18 protein-coding genes are annotated in these 17,551 nt (G+C 65.7%); 9 read left to right on the forward strand and 9 right to left on the reverse strand.

Features of this window, described 5'->3' with window-relative positions:
* The coding region (locus tag JOZ79_RS12520) for a helix-turn-helix domain-containing protein (RefSeq protein ID WP_294074692.1) at positions 1-422 on the forward strand (422 nt) is incomplete at its 5' end.
* Between the two features lie 2 nt (positions 423-424).
* On the opposite strand, the gene pyrC is transcribed toward JOZ79_RS12520, so the two are convergent.
* Positions 425-1,447, reverse strand: coding sequence for a dihydroorotase (gene pyrC / locus JOZ79_RS12525; RefSeq protein ID WP_294074695.1), 1,023 nt, complete (start codon positions 1,445-1,447; stop codon positions 425-427).
* Positions 1,448-1,469: 22 nt separating this feature from the next.
* On the opposite strand from pyrC, the gene JOZ79_RS12530 reads away from it, so the two are divergent.
* Positions 1,470-2,165 (forward strand): folate-binding protein, encoded by a 696-nt coding sequence (locus JOZ79_RS12530; protein WP_294074698.1) that lies wholly within the window; start codon positions 1,470-1,472, stop codon positions 2,163-2,165.
* Here the strand turns inward: JOZ79_RS12530 and JOZ79_RS12535 are convergent.
* The 4 genes from JOZ79_RS12535 to acnA are packed head-to-tail and all read right to left on the reverse strand — an operon-like array spanning position 2,144 to position 5,739.
* On the reverse strand, positions 2,144-2,317 hold the full coding sequence (locus tag JOZ79_RS12535) for a hypothetical protein (protein WP_294074700.1): 174 nt from the start codon (positions 2,315-2,317) through the stop codon (positions 2,144-2,146). The genes JOZ79_RS12530 and JOZ79_RS12535 overlap by 22 nt on opposite strands.
* 7 nt (positions 2,318-2,324) lie before the next feature.
* Entirely contained in the window at positions 2,325-2,822 is a 498-nt protein-coding gene (locus JOZ79_RS12540; RefSeq protein WP_294074703.1) for a cyclase family protein, read from the reverse strand.
* Positions 2,786-3,049: a hypothetical protein gene (locus tag JOZ79_RS12545; RefSeq protein WP_294074706.1), complete on the reverse strand. Its 264-nt coding sequence runs from the start codon at positions 3,047-3,049 to the stop codon at positions 2,786-2,788. Before JOZ79_RS12545 ends, JOZ79_RS12540 begins: the two co-directional genes overlap by 37 nt.
* A complete protein-coding gene (gene acnA, locus JOZ79_RS12550; protein WP_294074709.1) occupies positions 3,046-5,739 on the reverse strand; it encodes an aconitate hydratase AcnA in 2,694 nt (897 codons plus the stop codon). The genes JOZ79_RS12545 and acnA overlap by 4 nt, the downstream gene beginning before the upstream one ends.
* Before the next feature lie 226 nt (positions 5,740-5,965).
* On the opposite strand from acnA, the gene JOZ79_RS12555 reads away from it, so the two are divergent.
* The 3 genes from JOZ79_RS12555 to JOZ79_RS12565 are packed head-to-tail and all read left to right on the forward strand — an operon-like array spanning position 5,966 to position 8,887.
* Entirely contained in the window at positions 5,966-8,335 is a 2,370-nt protein-coding gene (locus JOZ79_RS12555) for a PAS domain S-box protein (protein WP_294074712.1), read from the forward strand.
* Between the two features lie 28 nt (positions 8,336-8,363).
* Positions 8,364-8,675, forward strand: coding sequence for a hypothetical protein (locus JOZ79_RS12560; RefSeq protein ID WP_294074715.1), 312 nt, complete (start codon positions 8,364-8,366; stop codon positions 8,673-8,675).
* Positions 8,676-8,725: 50 nt separating this feature from the next.
* Complete coding sequence (locus tag JOZ79_RS12565) at positions 8,726-8,887, forward strand: hypothetical protein (RefSeq protein ID WP_294074718.1); 162 nt, start codon at positions 8,726-8,728, stop codon at positions 8,885-8,887.
* A gap of 40 nt (positions 8,888-8,927) precedes the next feature.
* On the opposite strand, the gene JOZ79_RS12570 is transcribed toward JOZ79_RS12565, so the two are convergent.
* Positions 8,928-11,264: a GGDEF and EAL domain-containing protein gene (locus tag JOZ79_RS12570; RefSeq protein ID WP_294074722.1), complete on the reverse strand. Its 2,337-nt coding sequence runs from the start codon at positions 11,262-11,264 to the stop codon at positions 8,928-8,930.
* A gap of 68 nt (positions 11,265-11,332) precedes the next feature.
* Positions 11,333-13,174 (reverse strand): M1 family metallopeptidase, encoded by a 1,842-nt coding sequence (locus JOZ79_RS12575; protein ID WP_294074725.1) that lies wholly within the window; start codon positions 13,172-13,174, stop codon positions 11,333-11,335.
* A gap of 205 nt (positions 13,175-13,379) precedes the next feature.
* Here JOZ79_RS12575 and JOZ79_RS12580 point away from each other — a divergent pair, with 205 nt between their 5' ends.
* From JOZ79_RS12580 to JOZ79_RS12595, 4 genes are all read left to right on the forward strand, one after another.
* A complete protein-coding gene (locus tag JOZ79_RS12580) occupies positions 13,380-14,552 on the forward strand; it encodes a histidine kinase (protein WP_294074728.1) in 1,173 nt (390 codons plus the stop codon).
* A complete protein-coding gene (locus tag JOZ79_RS12585) occupies positions 14,552-15,355 on the forward strand; it encodes a LytTR family DNA-binding domain-containing protein (RefSeq protein ID WP_294074730.1) in 804 nt (267 codons plus the stop codon). The genes JOZ79_RS12580 and JOZ79_RS12585 overlap by 1 nt, the downstream gene beginning before the upstream one ends.
* A gap of 99 nt (positions 15,356-15,454) precedes the next feature.
* A complete protein-coding gene (locus JOZ79_RS12590) occupies positions 15,455-15,913 on the forward strand; it encodes an EF-hand domain-containing protein (protein ID WP_294074732.1) in 459 nt (152 codons plus the stop codon).
* A 59-nt stretch (positions 15,914-15,972) separates the two neighbouring features.
* Positions 15,973-16,347: a response regulator gene (locus JOZ79_RS12595; RefSeq protein ID WP_294074734.1), complete on the forward strand. Its 375-nt coding sequence runs from the start codon at positions 15,973-15,975 to the stop codon at positions 16,345-16,347.
* A 25-nt stretch (positions 16,348-16,372) separates the two neighbouring features.
* Here JOZ79_RS12595 and JOZ79_RS12600 read toward each other — a convergent pair whose 3' ends face one another.
* Together JOZ79_RS12600 and JOZ79_RS12605 are read right to left on the reverse strand one after the other, a co-directional pair.
* On the reverse strand, positions 16,373-17,386 hold the full coding sequence (locus tag JOZ79_RS12600) for an inorganic phosphate transporter (RefSeq protein ID WP_294074737.1): 1,014 nt from the start codon (positions 17,384-17,386) through the stop codon (positions 16,373-16,375).
* A 27-nt stretch (positions 17,387-17,413) separates the two neighbouring features.
* Positions 17,414-17,551, reverse strand: a 138-nt coding sequence (locus JOZ79_RS12605) for a DUF47 family protein (protein ID WP_294074740.1), incomplete at its 5' end; no start/stop codon positions are given.

Here is a 17,551-nt window from a genome sequence, read left to right on the forward strand (position 1 = left end):
CCGCGCTTCGGGTGCCGATGGCGGCGCTTGAAGAGGCGAAGGGCCGCTCAGGCCACATCAAGAACCTCTTCTGCCGCTACTCCGACTATCTCCTTGCCCAGACCATGCAGAACGTCGCCTGCAACGCCTTCCACAGCATCTCGCAGCGCGCGGCGCGCTGGCTGCTGCTTGCGCAGGATCGCGCCGGCGACCGCATCGAGCTGACTCAGGAGGCCTTTGCGGGGCTGCTCGGGGTGCAGCGGACCACGATCAATGCGGTGGTAGCCGAGCTTGCGGCCGCAAGACTGATCGCCACCGGCCGCGGCATCGTTCGAGTCCTCGATCGCGCCGGGCTCAAGCATCGCTCATGCGAATGCTATCACGTGATCGAGGAGCATTTCGCCGCGGTGATCGGGAGCGGCGGCCGCGGGACCGCGCGCTGATCTTAGGCCCGGAGGCTCCAGCGCAGGGTTTCGCCGGCGCGGAAGGGCACCAGGCCGCCGACCTCTTCGGGGACCGTCACGTCGCGCCGTTCCAGCGTCACCGTCGCCTCGTTCGGCGGCAGCCGGTAGAAGGCAGGGCCATTAAGGCTCGCGAAGGCTTCGAACCGGTCGAGAGCGCCGTGCTCTTCGAACACCTGCGCATAGACCTCGAGCGCGTACGGCGCGTTGAAAATGCCCGCGCAACCGCACGCCGACTCCTTGGAATGACGCTCATGGGGGGCGCTGTCGGTACCGAGGAAGAATTTGGGCGAGCCTGAGGTCGCCGCCGCCCTGACGGCCAGTCGGTGCTCCTCGCGCTTGGCGACCGGGAGACAATAAGCGTGCGGACGCAATCCCCCCGCGAACAAGGCATTGCGGTTGATGACCAGATGTTGCGGCGTCACCGTGGCGGCAAGGTTCGGGCCGCTGTCACGCACGAATTCCGCGGCATCTCGCGTCGTGATGTGCTCCAGTACGACCCTGAGCTCCGGGAAATCGCGCGTCAGCGGGCTTAGCACCCGATCGATGAACACCGCCTCGCGGTCGAAGACGTCGACGGCGGGGTCGGTCACCTCGCCATGCACGCACAGCACCATGCCGATCCGCTGCATCCGCTCCAGCGCCGGATAGATGTTGGCGACGTCGGTCACGCCGCTGGCGCTGTTGGTCGTGGCGCCCGCCGGATAGAGCTTGGCCGCGACCCAGATCCCTTCCTCGAAGCCGTGAGCCAATTCGTCGGGCTCGGCCTCGTCCGTCAGGTAGCAGGTCATCAGCGGCGTAAAGCCCGGCCCCGCGGCCTCAACGATGCGCTCGCGATAGGAGGAGACGAGGGCGGATGACGTTACCGGCGGCGTCAGGTTCGGCATCACGATCGCGCGGGCGAACTGGCGCGCCGTATAGGGAGCGACCCACCTTAGCATCTCGCCGTCGCGCAGATGGACGTGCCAGTCGTCGGGCCGCCGGATGGTCAGTGTTTCAATTGCCACGGCGGCTCCCTAACTGATCGCCATGCCGGCAACCACCCTGACCGATCGAACACTCATCCGCCTGTCCGGAGAGGACGTCCGCGGCTTCCTGCAGGGCCTGGTCACGAATGACGTCATGGGACCGCTGCCGGTGTGGGCCGCGCTCCTGACGCCGCAGGGCAAGTGCCTGTCCGACTTCATGATCTGGGGCGAGGGCGATGACTTGCTGCTCGATTGCGAGGCGGGCGCCGCCGCCGACCTGGTGAAGCGCCTGTCGATCTATCGGTTGCGGCGCGCGATCCGGATCGAACGCGACGACTTGCTTGCCGTGCATTGGTCGCCGGGTGGCAAGACCCCGGACCCACGCCTGCCGGAACTCGGCTCGCGGTGGCTGGGCTCGGCGAGCGAGCCAGCCACCGGCTGGCTGGAGCACAGGCTCCGGCTCGGAGTCTGCGAAGGCCGCACAGAGCTTGGCGACATACTCTGGCTCGAATGCAATGCGGCGGAGCTCGGCGGCGTCAGCTTCACCAAAGGTTGCTTCGTCGGCCAGGAGAACACCGCCCGCATGAACTGGCGGCAGAAGGTTAACCGGCGGCTTGTGGTGGTCGAATCCGACATGCCAGGCCCGCGCACCCGCGTTGCCTATCCCGAGCTTGGTCTTTCCGTCGAGCATCGCCGTGTCGACGACCTTGGCGGCGCGATCGTCCCCGGCTGGCTTCAGGCATTGATCAGCGCATAGGCGCGGACCGGGAAGGTCCCCATGCCCTTCACCTTGGGCGGAGCTGCCGTGAAGCGGAAATCGCCATCGGGCAAAGCGCCGAGGTTGGTCATGTGCTCGCAGATCGGGATTCCGGCGCGCAGCAGCGCCGTGTGCGCCGGCCGCGTCCGCACCCGCGTGTCATCGATATTGTGGCTGTCGATTCCAACCAGGGCTGCCCCCCGCGCGACGAGAAGTTCGGCGGCGTCGGTGCCGAGGAATGGATGATCGTGGTAATAAGCATCGCCTCCCCCAATGCCGGTCCCAGCCGGTAGCGATCAGCACGGCCTTGCCCCGAACATCGCGGCCCTCGAACGCCGACGCGTCCACGGCCAGGCGCGTCTCGAACGGCTGGCGGAAGACGATGGCGGGAAGATCGGCAAGCGTCTCGATCCCGATCTCGCTCAAGTCCTCGCCGTCGGCGAAGCGGTGGGATGGCACATCGACATAGGTGCCGGTGTTGGCGACCATGTCGATCCTGCCGATCTGAAAGGTCGAGCCGTCGTCATAATTCGCGGCCGACTGCTCGCGTGAGATGAAGTCGCAGATGTGCGGCCCGGGCAGGCCCTTGTAGGTCACCATTCCGTCGGTGATGACGTGGCTCAGGTCGATGAGCCGGCGCGCTGCGTGATTTTCCATAGGGCGATGATCCCGATTCCCATCCAGAGCACGTTGAGCACCGCCGAGGGAAGTGCGCCATGCCACCAGCCGTTGAGCGCGAAGCCGGCCGCGCCGAGGACGTTCATGGCCTGATAGACCCGTGACTGCCCGTTCATCTTGCCCGCAGACAGCAGCAGATAGGCCAGCAGGATCAGGACCGCGCCGCCCCAGCCCGCCGCTTCGACGGCAATCCGCGTCGCGCTCACGCCGCGGCGAGCCGCCTCAGCACGTACTGGAGGATGCCGCCCGAGCGGAAATATTCGAGCTCGTTGAACGTGTCGATGCGGCAGCGGGCGGTGAAGGCCGCGGTTGATCCGTCGGCGCGGGTGACCTGCACCTCGACGTCCTGGCGCGGCTTGATGTCTCCCACGCCCGTGATCGTGAAGCGCTCGCTTCCGTTCAGGCCCAGGCTGGCGGCGTTCTCGCCCTCCTGGAATTGAAGCGGAAGCACGCCCATGCCGACGAGATTGGAGCGATGGATACGCTCGAAGCTTTCGGCGATGACGGTGCGGACGCCGAGCAGCACCGTGCCCTTGGCCGCCCAGTCGCGCGAGCTGCCGGTGCCATATTCCTTGCCGGCGAGGACGATCAGCGGCGTCCCGTCATGCTTGTAGGCCATGGCCGCGTCGTAGATCGGCATGACCTCGCCGCCCGGCGCGCCGTGGCCCGAGTAACGGGTAAAGCCGCCCTCGACATTGTCGAGCATCCGGTTGCGGATGCGGATATTCGCGAAGGTGCCGCGCATCATCACTTCATGATTACCGCGGCGGGCGCCGTAGCTGTTGAACTCGGCCCGCGGGACGTTGTGCTCCAGAAGGTAGCGGCCGGCCGGGCTGTCCGGCTTGATCGCCCCTGCCGGCGAGATGTGGTCGGTCGTGATTGAATCGCCGAACACGGCCAGCGCGCGAGCGTCGACGACATCGCCCGGGGGCGTCGCTGTCATCGTCATGCCGGTGAAATAGGGCGGGTTCTGGATGTAGGTGGACTGCGCCGGCCAGCTGTAGGTCGCGCCTCCGGTGACATCGATCGCCCGCCAGCGCTCATCGCCGTGGAACACGTCGGCATAGCGGCGGCGGAACATCTCCGAGTGCACATGCTGGTCGATGAGTGCGCGGACTTCCTCGTTCGACGGCCAGATGTCCTTGAGGAAGACTTGTTCGCCGTTGCTGGAAGTCCCGATCGGCTCGCTGACGATATCGCTTCGCACCGTGCCCTTGAGCGCGAATGCGACGACCAGCGGAGGCGAAGCGAGGTAATTGGCGCGGCAATCGGGCGAGACCCTGCCTTCGAAGTTGCGATTGCCCGAGAGGACACTGACGGCGACGAGGTCGTTCTCGTTGATCGCCTTGCTGATCGGCTCAGGGAGCGGCCCGGAATTGCCGATGCAGGTGGTGCAGCCATAGCCGACCAGGTCGAAGCCGAGGGCGTTCAAGTCCTCGCTGAGGCCGCTTTCGTTGAGGTAATCGGTAACCACCTGGCTTCCGGGGGCGAGGCTGGTCTTCACCCAGGGCTTGCTGGTCAGTCCCTTCTCGCGCGCCTTTCGGGCAACCAGGCCGGCGGCGATCAGAACCGATGGGTTCGACGTGTTGGTGCAGCTCGTGATCGCGGCGATGGCGACGTCGCCGTTGCCGAAGTCGAACTGCTCGCCCTCGACCGGGCAGCGCGGCTCGTCACCCTTGCGATACGTCTCACGCAGGTCGCGATTGAACTGGTCGTCGACGTCGGTCAGCAGCACGCGGTCCTGCGGGCGCTTCGGGCCGGCGAGCGACGGCTGGATCGAGCTCATGTCGAGTTCCAGCGTATCGGTGAACTCGGGTTCGGCGGTGGCGGAATCGCGCCACAGGCCCTGCGCCTGGGCGTAAGCGCGAACCAGCGCGATGCGGTCGGCGTCGCGGCCGGTCAGCTCGAGATAGTCTATGGTCCGCTGGTCGATCGGGAAGAAGCCGCAGGTCGCGCCATATTCGGGGGCCATGTTCGCGATCGTCGCGCGGTCGGCGAGCGTCAGTGCGTCGAGGCCGGGACCGTAGAACTCGACGAAGCGGCCGACGACACCCTTCTGCCGGAGCATTTGGGTCACGGTCAGCACCAGGTCGGTCGCCGTGATGCCTTCCTTGAGCTCGCCGTCGAGGCGGAAGCCGACGACTTCGGGGATCAGCATGCTGACCGGCTGGCCGAGCATCGCGGCCTCGGCCTCGATGCCGCCGACGCCCCAGCCGAGCACGCCGAGCCCGTTGACCATCGTCGTGTGGCTGTCGGTGCCGACCAAAGTGTCGGGATAGGCGATCGTCTCGCCGTTCTGGTCGTCGGCGGTCCACACGCTCTGCGCGATATGCTCGAGGTTGACCTGGTGGCAGATGCCGGTGCCCGGCGGCACGACCTTAAAATTGTCGAACGCCTGACTGCCCCACTTGAGGAACTGGTAGCGCTCTCCATTGCGAGCATATTCCAGCTCGACGTTCCTGCCGAACGCCTGCGGATTGCCGAATTCGTCGACCATGACGCTGTGGTCGATGACAAGATGTACCGGCACCAGCGGATTGATCTTCTGCGGGTCGCCGCCGAGGCTTGTCATCGCATCCCGCATCGCGGCGAGGTCGACGACGGCGGGCACGCCGGTGAAGTCCTGCATCAGAACGCGCGCCGGGCGATACTGGATCTCGCGAGCGATCTTCCGTTCCTTGAGCCAGTCGGCCATCGCCTGGAGGTCGTCGCGAGTGACGGTTTCGCCGTCCTCGAAGCGCAGTAGGTTCTCCAGCAGCACCTTCATGGAAAAGGGCAGGCGCGACACGTCGCCGAGTGTCTCGGCCGCCTTGGGCAGCGAATAATAAGCGAAGCTCTTGTCTCCGACCTGGAGTGTCGAACGGGTCTTGAGGCTGTCCTGGCCGGTCGGAATCATGGTGGTCCTTCGCTGTCGTTCGAGCGGTTCGTCTGAGCCGGAGATGGGATGCCAGCGCCCTTAGCAACCCGCCTCCCGCGCCGCAAACGCGTGGGGAGCGCCGGAAGACCCCACCCGGACTAACTTGCGTATTCGACTCTTGCGAATTTGCGCTTATTCGTCAGTGCTGATGTCGCGTCATGGGGGTCAAAGCGCGCGGGGAGCGCAGTCACAGCCGGAGACGTCGTTGCGCGCCGCCGACGCTCGCGAAACGCTCGATCACGAACCGCTGGTCACCGCGATGGGCGGAGGCACCCTGGATATCGAGGCGATGCTTGCGATCGCCGACCTGCTGCCGGTCATGATCGGCTATGTCGATCGCAACTGCGTCTATCGATTCGTCAACCGCCCGCTCGCCGAGTGGTTCGAACTCCCCCGGCGGCAGATCGTCGGCCGAACGATGAGCGAGATGCTCGGCGACGAGGCATTCGCCCAGCGCAAGCCCCTGCTGGAAGCAGCCCTGGACGGCGAGCGGAAGTTCTTCGCAAGCGAGCTCAGCCATCCGAGCCGCGGATTGGTCGCGGTCCAGACCGACTACGTCCCCTGGGCCGACCCAAGCGGCGAAGTGCGCGGGCTGATCGTGCTCGTCACCGACGTCACGGAACAGCGCGCCGTCGAACGAGCCCTGCGCGAAAGCGAGGAGCGCTTCCGCCGGATCGCCAACTCCGCGCCGGCATTGATGTGGGTGACTCGCCTCGACCGCGTCCGCGACTTCGTCAACGACAGTTATGTCGACTTCGTCTCCGGCCCGGGCGGCAAGCGCGACAAGGCGCAGTCCATCGACTGGCGCGCCCGAATTCATCCCGAGGACCTCGACCGAATCGCCGCCGAGAGCCTAGCGGGGGAGGCATCGCTGCGGCCGTTCACGCTGGAGGGGCGCTACCTTCGGCATGACGGCGAATACCGCTGGCTGCGCAGCGTCTCGCAACCGCGCTTCGGCGCCGACCGGCAGCTGAGCGGCTTCATCGGCGTCGCCACCGACATTACGGTCGCCAAGGAGGCGGAGATCGAACTCCGGCGGCAGGTCGGCGAGCGGACCGGCGAGCTGGCGATGAGCGAGGCCCGCTTTCGCGCTGTCTTCGATACCGTCCTCGAAGTGCTGGTCCTGATGGATCTCGAGGGCACGGTGATCGAGCTGAACAGCAAGGCAGCGCCGTGGCGGGCCGCTTCGACTCGCGAGGCGGTCGGCCGGAAGATCTGGGAGGGCCCGACGTTCGCCCTCTATCCCGAGCACGTCCGGCTGATGAAGCGGGCGGTGCGGACCGCGGCTGCGGGCAAGATCTTCACCGAGCAGGTGCGGCTGGACCGCGACGGGGTTGCGACGGCGCATATCGACATCTCGGTGCAGCCGGTCCGCGGTCCCGACGACGACGTGCTTTACCTGCTATTCGAGGCACGCGACGTCACCGACCTCAAGGCTGCTCAGGAGCAGCTTCGCCAGAGCCAGAAAATGGAGGCGCTCGGCCAGCTCACGGGCGGCATTGCGCACGACTTCAACAACCTGCTGACTGTGGTCGTCGGCGGCCTCGACATCATCGCCAAGCGGGCCGAGGACGACAGGGTCAAGCGCTATGCCGAGAACGCCCTTGCCGCCGCCGACCGCGGCGCCCGGCTGACCGGCCAGCTGCTCGCCTTCAGCCGGGTTCAGCGGCTTGAGGTGCGACCGACCCACGTGGCGCCGATCATCCAGAACATGCGGCCCTTGCTCCGCAACGTGCTGGGGCCCGGAATCACCAAGGAGTTCGACCTCGATCACGAAATGATGCCGGTGATGGCCGACCCGACCCAGCTCGAGGTCGCGGTTCTCAACCTCGCGATCAACGCGCGCGACGCGATGCCTGATGGGGGCGTGCTCCGTTTCGTCAGCAGGGCAGTGCAGGTCGAAAGCGACCCCGAGCTCGAGCGCGGCAAATATATCGAGCTGTGCATCAGCGACACCGGGGTCGGCATGCCGGCCGAAATCTTGGAGCGGGCATTCGAGCCGTTCTTCACCACCAAGGACGTCGGCAAGGGCACCGGCCTCGGCCTGTCGATGGTCTATGGCATGGCCCGGCAATCGGGCGGCACGGCCCGGATCGAGAGCGCGCCGGGCGAAGGCACGTCCGTAAAGCTGTATTTCCGGCAGGCGCTCGCGGACGGCGCCGGCGAGACTGCGGGGAGCGTTGCCGATGCGCCTGAAGCCGATCAGGACCGCCGCGCGGGCTCGGTGCTGGTGATCGACGACGATCCCGACGTTCGCGGCTTCATTGTCGCGAGCCTCGAGGAGCAGGGATTCAAGGTCAGCGAGGCTGCCGACGGCGAGCGCGGGCTCGAGGAGATCGCCCGCGAAGCGCCGGATCTCGTGGTCCTCGACTTCATCATGCCCGGGCTCTCGGGAGCGGAAGTCGCAAGCCGGATCCTCGCCGGCAACCCGCGGCAGCCGATCCTGTTCGTTTCAGGCTATAGCGAGACCGAGGCGGTCAAGCGGGTCGCGCCCGATTCGCCGCTCCTCGCCAAGCCGTTCCGCGCCGATGCGCTTGCGAAGGCCGTGCGCGGGGCGCTTGGGCCGGTCGGCTGAGGGTCGGGGGCGCACGAGGGAGAAGCTGATGATGCTGCCAGGCCTTCTCGGACTGTTGATGATCGCAGCCCCGCTGACAGACTCGGTTGCGGCGGCGTCGCCGCCACGGGGCCCGACCGCCGAGCAGGGCCGCGCTGCCATGCTGGTGTTCCAGCGCGACTGGGTGCTGATGAACTGGGCGCTCCGCTATTTCGACGCCGATGGCGACATCGCCTTGTCGCCGACCGAGGCCGCGGCTGCCGGGGCGGCGTTCCGCAAGCTTGCCGACGTGAATCGCGACGGCCGCATCTCGCCGGCCGAATATCGCGTTGCGCGCTATTATATTCTGACGCGCAACTGACCTAATCTTGTTTAGTGGCGACGGTCCTTGACGGGCCTATGGCAATGCTCATGAGGCCGCTCGAAACCGATAGCGATTATTGCCGCAGGCGCGCCGCCCAGGAGCGGGCCGCAGCCGCCGGCGCCGCCGACGAACGTGCCGCGCGGTCCCATCGCGACCTTGCCGGGCGCTTCGAAGCCCTTGCCGCGACCGGTCTGATCTCGCTCGCTTGATCGCCGCCCGGGCAGCGGCCGATCTTCGCCGGAGAGAGGTTCAGCCGGCCATCCGCTTGGCGCCGAGGCCGAGCACCATCTCGTTAGCGCGCTCGTAGGCGAGCGGCTTGCCGAACAGATAGCCCTGGATGATGTCGCAGCCGAGGTCGCGCATTCTCTCGAAATCCTCGGCGGTCTCGACGCCCTCGGCGGTCACCGACATGCGGAAGCTCTTGGCGAGCTGGACGATCGACTGGATGATCGCGACATTCTCCGGCCGCGATCCCGCCTCGCGAACGAAGCTGCCGTCGATCTTCAGCTTATGGAAGACGGCCTTGTTCAGGTAGCCGATCGACGAATAGCCGGTGCCGAAATCGTCGAGCGCGATCCCGACGCCGAGCTGGCGGAGTCGCTTCAGGGTGTCGAGCGTCGAGCCATGGTCGCCCAGGAACACCCCTTCGGTGACTTCGAGCTCGATGCGGTTGCCGGCCAGCTTGTAGCGCGCAAGCGACTCGCTCACCGTGTTGGGCAGAGCCGGCTGGACGATCTGCTTTGGTGAGATGTTGAGCGCGACGGTAATCGGCTCCGGCCAGGAGGCGGCGGCGCGGCAGGCTTCGTCGATCACCCAGTCGCCGATCGCCGTCATCAGTCCACTTTCCTCGGCGACGGGAATGAACACGTTCGGCGGCACGAAGCCGCGCTTCGGATGGTTCCAGCGGATCAGGGCCTCGAAGCCGATCAGCTTCTGGTTCCTGGCGTTGATCAGCGGCTGGAAGGCGAGGTGGAACTGCTTCGACGCGATCGCCTGGCGAAGGTCGGTCTCGAGGCGGACGCGGTCCTCCTGCTCGGACTGGAGCTCGGACGAGAAATAGCGCGCGCAGCCGCGGCCGGCGTCCTTCGCCTGGTAGAGGGCAAGGTCGGCCTTCAGGATCAGGTCGTCGACCGTGGCGCCGTCGATCGGGCCGAAAGCGCAGCCGACGGACACGCCGATGCGAATCTCGGTCTGGTCGATCAAATAGGGTTCCTTGATCGCCTGGATGATCCGGTCGGCAAGGTGCTCGACCTTGCGGCGGCTCTGGCCGTCGGTGACGACGATCGCGAACTCGTCGCCGCCCATCCGACCGACATGGCCGTCCGCGCCGACCTCGTCGACCAGGCGCTTGGCAACCGCGCGCAGCACTGCGTCTCCCTTCGGGTGGCCGAAGGTGTCGTTGACTGGCTTGAAGCCGTCGAGGTCGAGAAACATGATCGCGCAGGGCACATTACCGCTGGTCGCGCCGCGAAGCGCTTCGCCGAGCAGCTGGCGCACCCGCCCGCGGTTCGGAAGGCCGGACAGGACGTCGACGTTGGCGAGGTGGGTGAGACGCTCCTGCGTCTGGCGAATCTCGGTGATGTCGGAGCCAACGCCGCGAAAGCCCTCGAACCGGCCAGCGGTGTCGATGATCGGGTCGCCCGCCATCGAGACCCAGCGGGTGCCCCGCGCGGTCGAAAGCTCCATGTCGAGCGAGTTGAACGGCTGCTTCTCCAGGAGCACTCGACCGAGCTCGGCATGACCGCCGAGAAGTGCGGGAAGCGAATGGCCGAGCAGCTGGCCCGCCGGCCGTCCAAGCAGGGTGCTCATGCGTGAGCTGATGTAGGTAACGCGATTTTCCGAATCGACGGCCCACAGCCAGCCCACGCCGCGCTGCTCGTATTCCTGCAGCAGCAGGCTGGCGCTTTCGCTCTGGCTGCCGACGTCGGCGTTGGTCTTGATCTGCCGGAACGCCCAGCGAGCGACGGTCAGTACGCCGAAGATCGCCACCCCGATCGTGAAGACGATCGACAGCATATGCTGGAAGGGGACGGTATGGCGGCCCATGAACAAGGCGCCAACCACGCCGCAGGTGAAGCTTATCATCCAGGCCGTCGCGCAGGGCGGCACGACGACGAGGCCGAGGGCGCCGATTCCGAGGCCCGCCATCAGCGACGCCGCGATGACCTGATTCGAGGGATCGAGCGTGTGGAACAGGTAGAGGGGCAGCCACAGCCATGCGACGGCGCGGGCGACCACCTCGCCGACCATCAACCATTGCGGCACGCGCCGGCCGGAGCGGCCGACGCAGGTGATCGACTGTGTCCGCGCCAGCTGCATCGCCCCGAGATTGAGGCCGGCGACGGCAAGGAACCACGGTAGCAACAGGATGCTTCCAACCGCTGTCCACAGCACTTCGGCCATCAGTAGAGCGGCAATGATGTTGGCGGCCGCGAAGAAGGGCGCCAGATGAGCGCGCGAGATCAGCTGAACATCGCGCAGCGGAGAACTCTCGTCCGACGACTCCCCTGCCGCGAGGCCCGCGGATTCGCCGCCCGGAAGGCGGGCAGAGATCAAACGCTTGTATCGATCAGGAGCTTCGTACATTCGCCCGCCATTCACGCTGTCGCGCAAGGCTTAGGCAAAGACCCTTTAAGGGCAGTTAAGGCCGACCGTTATTTCGACCCGTTTTTTGACGCCTTCGGTGTCGGGTTGTCGACAAAAATTGGGTCGAGAGCGCGGGTTACCACCGGGTGATAACGCCGCCTCGCGAGGGGGTATGTCCGGCGCGCGATCGGGGCGCCCCAAGCGGCGTCCGCGGCAAGCCTCTTGAACAAGGGTTCGACGAACTTGCCGCGACCCTGCGACGTCAGAAACTGCTGGAGCGAGGGGACCACCGGGTCATATCGATTGGCAACCGCCAGATCGAGCCAAGCGAACCGGACTTCGGAATTGCGACTTTCGTTGAGCCTGAAGGAAGATTGGAGGGCATCGAGGGCGCTGGTCGGGAGCTTGCGCGGCAGGCGGTTGAGGAAGCGTAACCGCTCGTCGGTCGTCCAGCTGCCCCAGCCCCCTGGGACTGCGGAGCGGGTCGCGAAGGCTCGTACCGCCTTGTCCTGATCAGCGAAGGTATCCGCGGGCGGCCGCGCCATGTTGGTCGGGATGCCTGACTGGTACACCCAGCGGTCGAGCATCAGCTTGTTCTCGAGGGCCGGATCGCCCTTCACCAGATTTTGGCGGATATCGGCGAGGAACATCGCCGAGGTCACCGGCTGGAACGCGTGACGGTTGAAATAGCCCTTCAGCCAACCGTCGAACGCAGGCCGCCCGACGATCGCCTCGATCGTTCGAAGGAAAGCCGATCCCTTCTCATAGGCGATTTCGCCGGAATCGTCGGCGCCCTTGTCCTTGGGGTTGGTGTGAAGCCGGGTTGCATTCGGGCTTCCGGCAGGAGCGGCGGCAATCGCGTCGTTCAGCGTGTCGATGCCGAGGGCAATCTGCTCATCGGCCTGCTTCTCGCCGTAAAGCGCCTCGACGATCCGCCGCTCCGCATACGTCGCCATTCCCTCGTTTAGCCAGCCGTCGTTCCATGTCGCGTTCGTCGCGAGGTTGCCCGACCAGCTATGCGCGAGCTCGTGAGCCACGACGTTCACCAGGCTCTTGTCGCCCGCAATGACCGTCGGCGTCAGGAACGTCATGTTCGGATTTTCCATGCCGCCGAACGGGAAGGACGGCGGCAGCACCAGCACATCGTACCGGCCCCAGCGATAGGGACCGTAGAGCTTCTCGGCAGCCGAAACCATCTTCTCGGTGTCCGAGAATTCCGCCGCTGCCGCCGGCAGGGTCGCCGGCTCGGCCCAGACGCCCGTCCTCGGGCCGAGCGACCGGAACGCGATGTCGCCGACCGCGAGCGCGATCATGTAAGACGCCACCGGATGGTCCATCCGGAAGTTGAACACGCCCTCGCCGCCTTCGGTGATCGGCTGCTCCGGACGCGGAGCGCTCATTACCGCAGTCATCCCGGCCGGAACCCGGATGGTCGCCTCCCACGACTGGCGGATGCCCGGGGAATCCTGCGTCGGGATCCAGCTCCGGTTCTCGATCGCCTCGCCCTGGCTGAGCAGGAACGGCATCTTTCCGCCCGCGGTCTGTTGCGGCGTCAGCCACTGCAATGCTCCGGCGTCGGGCGCGCTCTTGTAGGTGATGACGATCCGGCTCGTGTCCGGCCGTAGCGCCACCGCGAGCGGCGAGCCCAGCTTCGGATCGCGAGCGCCGACCTTGAAGGGGAGCGCTTTACGGTGCTGGTCGGCGATGCCGTCGATCTCCAGCCCATTGTCGTCAAGGACGATGACCTTCGCTCCGGGCCGATGCCGGATGTCGAGCGCGGCCGTTCCGCCGATCCGGTGGGTGTCGAAGTCGACATCGAGATCGAGGGTCAGGTGCGTGACCCTCGCTTCCAGCGGCCGCGCGTACGTCTGATCGTCAACTGCATCGGAAGTGGTGAGGATGGGCGCCACCGCCGCGCCCGAAGCTTGCCGTGCAGCGCCGGGTTGGTGTGAATGGCAGCCACAAAGGGCAAACGCACCCAGGCAGGCAAGACGGGTGGGCAACCTCATTCACCGCTTCTCCGAAAGTTCCGGCCGCCGCAGCCATAGGCCCGGTCGCCGAGCCGGCAAAGCTGCCGTCTCGCAATGGCTGCGCGGCCCCTCTATATCCGCAGCGATGGCGACCGACAGCGCGATCATCGACGGGCGAGCGGCTCGGCATCGGCGTTCGCCCGAGGTCGAGGCGATCCGCTCACCGGCCGCGCCGATTGCTCGTGGCATCGGCCTCGACCAGCCGTTCTTCGACGACAAGAACCGCGCCTTCTGGATCCTCCAGTCGATCGGGTGGAGCGGCTATCTCGTTCTCCGGCTCATCACCGGCTTCGCCAACAGTCGCGGCTGGATGTGGCTGGTCCATACCCTGCTGCTGACGGCCACCGGCTATTCCCTGACCCTGCTGCTCGGCTCGCTTTATCGCCGGCTGATCAAGATGAAGCCGATCTGGACGCTGATCCTGTCGCTGTCGGCGGTGATCATCGCCTCCTCGGCCTTTTCCGTGATCGAGACCTGGAGCAACGCGACCTTCGTGCAGCCCGGCGCGAAGCCCGTCGGCTTCGAATATTTCGGCGCGCTGCTGCTCGATTTCGTGCTGCTGACCGCTTGGACCGCTCTCTATTACGGAATCAACTATTTCCTCCTGCTGGAGGAGCAGATCGACCAGCGGGAGCGGCTGGAAAGCCAGGCATCGAGCGCCCAGCTCGCAATGCTTCGCTACCAGCTCAACCCGCACTTCCTGTTCAACACGCTGAACTCCATCTCCACGCTGGTGCTCCTCAAGCAGACCGAGCGCGCCAACGCGATGCTTGCGCGATTGTCGTCCTTCCTCCGCTACACGCTCGCCAACGAGCCCACGGCGAACGTCACGCTCGCCCAGGAGGTCGAGACCTTGAAGCTCTACCTGGAGATCGAGAAGATGCGCTTCGAGGAGCGGCTGCGCCCGCACTTCCGCATCGAATCCGAGACGATCGGCGCTCGACTGCCATCGCTGCTTCTGCAGCCGCTGATCGAAAATGCGATCAAATATGCAGTAACGCCGAGCGAAAACGGTGCCGATATCTGGATCACTGCCCGCCGCGAAGGCCAGGCGGTGCGGATCGAGGTCGCCGATAACGGCGGCGATCATCCCGGAGCCATGTCGGCCACTCCCTCGACCGGCGTCGGCATCGCCAACATCCGCGACCGGCTGACGCAGGCCTATGGCCCGGCGCACCGATTCGAGACCATGCAGAACGAGCGCGGGGGTTTCAGCGTTATCCTCGAAATCCCCTACGAGAGCGGAGACAAGTCCTGATGAGCATTCGGACCATCTTGGTCGACGACGAACCCCTTGCGACGCAGGGCCTTCAACTGAGGTTGCAGGCACATGACGACGTGGAGGTAGTTGCGACCGCGTCCAACGGCCGGGAGGCGATCCGCCAGATCAAGACGGACAAGCCCGACCTCGTCTTTCTCGACATCCAGATGCCCGGGTTTGACGGCTTCTCGGTGATCCAGGGGCTGATGGACGTCGAGCCGCCCCTGTTTGTCTTCGTCACCGCTTACGGTGATCATGCCCTTCGCGCGTTCGACGCCCAGGCGGTCGATTATCTGATGAAGCCTGTCGACGAGGACCGGCTCGCCGAGACCCTCGACCGGGTGCGTCAGCGGCTGGCCGAGCGCCGCGGCGTGGAGGAGAACGAGCGGCTTAAGGAGGCGCTCGCCGAACACGCACCGGAGGCAGCGGAAGAGCTCGCTGACGCGTCGCCCGAGGGACCGGCGTCGAACCGCTACGAGAAGATGATCAATATCAAGGACCAGGGACAGATTTTCCGGGTCGACGTCGACACGATCGAGCGCATCGATGCCGCGGGTGATTACATGTGCATCCAGACCGGCGACAATACGCTCATCCTGCGCGAGACGATGAAGGATTTGGAAAAGCGCCTCGATCCGCGTCGCTTCCAGCGCGTCCACCGCTCGACGATCGTCAACCTCGACCTCGTGCGCCAGGTGAAGCCTCACACCAACGGCGAATGCTTCCTGGTCCTCGATTCCGGCGCGCAGGTAAAGGTCTCGAGATCCTATCGCGACGTCGTCGCACGCTTCGTCCACTAGGGCCGCAGCGGCGGCAAGGAACCGTTGGGGACCGATTGCTGTTCTTGGCGCAACCCCCGAGGAGGGGATGCGGGCGGGGCGCTTGAACAGGAGGCGTCCATGAAAGCGCTTATTCTTCCGATCCTTCTTGCCGGCACTGCCGGACTATCCGCCTGCACCGACGAAATGACGCCGCCGGCGGCCCCGGTCGCCGCCGTCGCGGCCAGCGAAGGGGTCTGCGCCGCGTCCCAGCCGATCGACGTCAACCACGACGGCTGGATTAGTGGCGACGAGTGGAACACGTTCCACACCAGCGGGTTCGGCGCCTGGGACATGAACCATGACGGTCGCGTCAGCCGCGACGAGTTCCAGGCCTGCTATCGCGCCGGCGGTTTCTATCCCGCCGCGAACTACAACGCGGATTACTGGTCCAATTACTGGAGCGCGTTCGACACCAACGGCGACGGCTATCTGAGCCCCGACGAATATTGGTCCGCGACCACCTGGTCTCGCATCGACCGCAACCACAACGGCCGGATCGATGCCGACGAATGGATGTGGTGGAACAGCGCAGGCTAAATCACGCAACTGACCTGCGTGATTGATTGTCATGGCCGGGTGCTTAAGCGTGCCCGGCCATGACCGAACCATCGATCGATCTTGAAGGACGCCGGATCCTCGTCATCGAGGACTCGCCGGTCGTCGCGTCGTTCGTCACAAGTGTCCTGACCGACCTTGGCTGCACGGTGATCGGGCCGGCGCCCAACATGGCGGTTGCTCGCGAGTTGGTTGAAAGCGGCGAATTCGATGCGGCGCTGATCGACGTCTACATCCGCGGCGAGCGCGCCTTTCCCCTATGCGACAAGCTGGGGGAGCGCCGGCTCCCTTTCGTGCTGACGAGCGGCTACGCAGACTGGCAGGTGCCGGAGAAGTGGGCGGACTGGCCGCGGCTCCAGAAGCCCTATTTGCTCGAGGGTGTTCGCGACGCCTTGAAGGCCGCTTTGGCCAGGTAAGGGCCTCGAAAGCCTGTCAGGCCGCCTACCAGAGCGAAATGAACAGGTAGAACAGAGCGCCGACGGTCGCCGAAGCGGGAATGGTGATGATCCACGCGACCATCACGTCCTTCGCAATCCCCCAGCGCACTGCCGACGCCCGGCGCGCCGCACCGGCGCCGATTACGCAGCCGGTGATCGTGTGCGTCGTCGATACGGGGATGCCGATGTAGGATGCGCTGAACAGAATGATCGACCCGCCTAGCGATGCCGAGAAGCCCTGGTGCTGCGAGAGCTTGGTGATTCGCGTGCCCATCGTCTCGATGATCCGCCAGCCGCCCGTCAGCGTGCCAATACCCATCGCGGCGTAGCAGCTCAGCGCGACCCAGTTCGGCACGGCGAATTTTCCGTGGAGGTGTCCGGTCGAATAGAGGAGGACGGTGATGATCCCCATCGTCTTCTGAGCGTCGTTGAGACCGTGGCTGAGTGACAGCGATCCGGCCGACAGCAAGTGCAGGCCGCGGAACGTCCGCTCGGCGCCCCGGGCACTGGCGCGGACCCCTAGCCAGCTGGTCAGAAGCATGATGGCCATGGTGACCGCCAGGCCGAGTACCGGCGACAGGACGATGGCGACAAGCGTCAGGTTGAGGCCGGTCCACTGGACTCCGTGAAGCCCCGCGTGAGCGACTCCCGCTCCGACGAGCCCGCCAACCAGGGCATGGCTCGAGGATGAGGGAATGCCCTTCAGCCAGGTGACGACGTTCCAGAACATCGCACCCACCAGCGCCCCGAACACGACCGCCGGCGTGATGAGGTCCTTGTCGATCAGCCCCTTGCCGATCGTATCCGCGACCTTGTGAAGGCTCGGCCACTGCAGTGCGAGGAAGTAGGCGGAGAAGTTGAAGAAGGCTGCAAATGCGACCGCGCCGACCGGGCTGATCACCCTGGTCGCAACAACAGTCGCGATCGAATTGGCGGCATCGTGCAGGCCGTTGAGGAAGTCGAACGCCAGCGCGACGGCAATCAGGCCGACCAGCAGCGGGAGCGCCAGCGAGTGCATCAGCCGCCCCTCCGCGCCGCGACAGCGTCAGGCATGGTCGATGACGATGCCGTCGATCTCGTTCGCGACATCCTCGAACGCATCCGCGATCCGTTCCAGGTGCGAGTAGATTTCGCGCGCCACGATGAACTGCATCGGCTCGTTCGAATGCTGGTGGAACGCCTT

The sequence above is a fragment of the Sphingomonas sp. genome (assembly GCF_019242355.1).
Taxonomy (GTDB): Bacteria; Pseudomonadota; Alphaproteobacteria; order Sphingomonadales; family Sphingomonadaceae; genus Sphingomicrobium.